Here is a 2,500-nt window from a genome sequence, read left to right as displayed (position 1 = left end):
TTCAGGGATATCCCAAGCGACCCACTGATCCGGGTTGGAGCACTGGTTTCCAACGGCCAGGGCGAAGCCAGGACCATGGCGCAACAGCCCGCGAGCAACGGGCTCGCCCCCGAATCCCGCAAACCGGTCACCCAGTTGATCGACCGCTTCCTCAAAGAACGACGTGATCTGGCGACGAAAACCAAGGATGATTATACGGCAACCTTGACGCTTCTAGACCAGATTCTCAAATCCAAGCCGATTGGCGAAATCGACAAGAACGATATTGTCGCCTTCAAGGACACGCTTCTCCTGCTTCCCAGGAACTATCGCATCGTCTTCAAGACAGATGATGCCATACGGGCCATCAGGCTGAACAATCAAGCCAAGAAGCCGACGCTGACAGCGCACACGATCAATGTGAAATATCTCTCGAACCTCAGAACCTTCTTCGGCTGGGCCGAGGCCAACAACCTAATCGCCAACAATCCAGCCACGAAAGTCAGCGTAAAAGACGGAAAGAGGGTCAAGGCATCGGAACAGCGCGACCCGTTTACAGTGGATGAATTGCAAAAACTCTTCACGTCACCGCTCTATATGGGGTGCCGCTCTGACGGAATTGTCTCGAAGCCGGGAGCGCATCTTGTCGCGGATCACCACTACTGGGCGCCGCTGATCGGACTGTTCACCGGAGCCCGGCTGAATGAAATCGGGCAACTCGAACTGGCCGACATCGTTCAGCATAACAATTGCTGGCACTTCAGGATTACCGAAGAAACGGGCGAAACAGAGCCCGACAAGAAGCTGAAAACACAAGCCGCCAAGCGGGACATTCCCGTTCATCCAGCTCTGGAAGAGCTGGGCTTCCTTGACTATGTGGCTTCGCTTCGCAAACAAGGCAAGACTAGGCTATTTCCAGACTGGCAAAAGGGCGGGGATGGCTTCTATTCATCCCCAATGAGCAAATGGTTTTCCAGACTGTTGCGTGACCTTGGAATCAAAAGAGGCAAGATTTCGTTTCATAGTTTTCGGCACACCTACAAGGATGCACTCCTCGCTGCCGGGATTGCCGAGAAAACCCAAGACAAGGTGATGGGGCACGCCAATGATAGCGTTCAGGGACGGTACGGATCATCAGGCCTGCTGGAGACAGAAAGTGCCGCCATCAGAGAAATCGACTTTCCGGGGTTCATGATCAACCATCCAAGACGGGACTGGCCGTCATAAGGAAATCGGGCGAGTCTTGCGGGATGGCAAGACTTCGCCAAAACGCTCGCCACCATCTGGCATTGTCGCCTGCGCGGTAGCGGGAAGGGTTGCCTTGGGTCGCTGTGGCAAAACATCGCCAAAAATGCAGTGAGTCGTGTCCGAGATAATCAAGGTGCCGTTCGACAGCCTTGATCGCGTCGTCAAGTTCAAAATCCTGCCTAAGCCCGGCGGAACGATAAAGCCGGTCGAGCAGTTTCTGATCGATCGCCGGGCAGTCGGAGATAACCCGATCCCCGTCCAAAACATAATTCAACAGCAGGCAGATAAAACTTGGCGTCTTGCCCTCGCAGACAAGGAGTTCATGCGGAATGCCTTGATCTGGCCAAGGCTTGCTCCGCACGGAACGAGAATAGCTTGTCCAAGTCTCGTCTGGCGCAATCATGTGCGAGTGAACCTTTCCACAATTCAGCGCCGCCCATCCGACCTCGATCGGATGGGCGTTCGCTTCATATGAGGAGGACGTGATGCTGAGGAAGACCAGCGCCATCGTTAGGCCCTGCCCTGCGGCTTGAGGTCCGCCAGTTCGACCTCCGCCTCCTTGCATTTGGTCTTCGCTTCCTCCTTGAGATCGTAATACCATTTCTGGTGCAAGCGCTCGACGATGCGCTTGGCGGTATGAGCGGCAAATATATATGCCTCATCCTCGCCATCGCCGACCTCGGTGGAGGTGGCAATCGTAACCGCCAGAGCTTCGACGATATATCCAGCCAGCGTGTATTTAACCTGCTTGCCCTCGGCCTCGATGCCCCCCTCATGCAAGGTTAGCAAAAAGTTGCGAAGGGCATCGATCATGAGGTCGTTGTTGTAGTCAAAGGTGGCGAGAACTTGAGTCTCGTTGTCGTTCTTGCTGTTGTCCGTCATGTGTCGTCTCCTAGTTGTTGTCAGAATAGCGGGCGTGGGCGAAGGCCTTGCTCCAGGCCTCTTTCAGGGCGGGATCGTGCAGAGCGTCCCGCCAGCTGTTTTCGATGCTGGTGAATCCCGAAGGGGCGGCCTTGCGTACCGTCATCAGCAGATGGGCGTGCGGCGATGAGTGTTTGCCCGCCAGTTCCGGCAGATGAATTGAGAAATCGACGATCATTCCGCGTTTTACGAGATAGGCGTAGGCATAGCAGCGGATCACGCCCCACCATTTAGAGGGTGAATATTCACCGGGGAGATCGATGACTAATTCCCGCGCCAGCAACCCATCGGGCCAATGCTCTGCCGTCTCGGCCGCATTCCAAAGAACGCTTCGGTTCCTGAACACTTCCGG

4 protein-coding genes are annotated in these 2,500 nt (G+C 55.2%); 1 reads left to right on the top strand and 3 read right to left on the bottom strand.

Translation table 11 applies throughout. The features are described from left to right. The first annotated feature begins 75 nt into the window (after positions 1–75). Positions 76–1,206 (top strand): site-specific integrase, encoded by a 1,131-nt coding sequence (locus tag HQL44_17825; GenBank protein MBF0270439.1) that lies wholly within the window; start codon positions 76–78, stop codon positions 1,204–1,206. On the opposite strand, the gene HQL44_17820 is transcribed toward HQL44_17825, so the two are convergent. The 3 genes from HQL44_17820 to HQL44_17810 all read right to left on the bottom strand — a co-directional run. After that, positions 1,175–1,735: a hypothetical protein gene (locus HQL44_17820; protein MBF0270438.1), complete on the bottom strand. Its 561-nt coding sequence runs from the start codon at positions 1,733–1,735 to the stop codon at positions 1,175–1,177. The genes HQL44_17825 and HQL44_17820 overlap by 32 nt on opposite strands. A 2-nt stretch (positions 1,736–1,737) precedes the next feature. Then, positions 1,738–2,109 (bottom strand): hypothetical protein, encoded by a 372-nt coding sequence (locus tag HQL44_17815; GenBank protein MBF0270437.1) that lies wholly within the window; start codon positions 2,107–2,109, stop codon positions 1,738–1,740. Between the two features lie 10 nt (positions 2,110–2,119). Continuing rightward, positions 2,120–2,500 (bottom strand): MobA/MobL family protein (locus tag HQL44_17810; GenBank protein MBF0270436.1); only part of this gene is annotated, 381 nt, incomplete at its 5' end.

It is taken from the genome of Alphaproteobacteria bacterium (genome assembly GCA_015231795.1).
Lineage (GTDB): Bacteria > Pseudomonadota > Alphaproteobacteria > Rhodospirillales > WMHbin7 > WMHbin7.
This window is presented reverse-complemented; position numbering and strand designations above follow the sequence as displayed.

Coding starts and splice junctions, on each gene's coding strand:
- HQL44_17825 (MBF0270439.1), top strand. CDS start 76: ATGGCGCAACAGCCCGCGAGCAACGGGCTCGCCCCCGAATCCCGCAAA.
- HQL44_17815 (MBF0270437.1), bottom strand. CDS start 2,109: ATGACGGACAACAGCAAGAACGACAACGAGACTCAAGTTCTCGCCACC.
- HQL44_17820 (MBF0270438.1), bottom strand. CDS start 1,735: ATGGCGCTGGTCTTCCTCAGCATCACGTCCTCCTCATATGAAGCGAAC.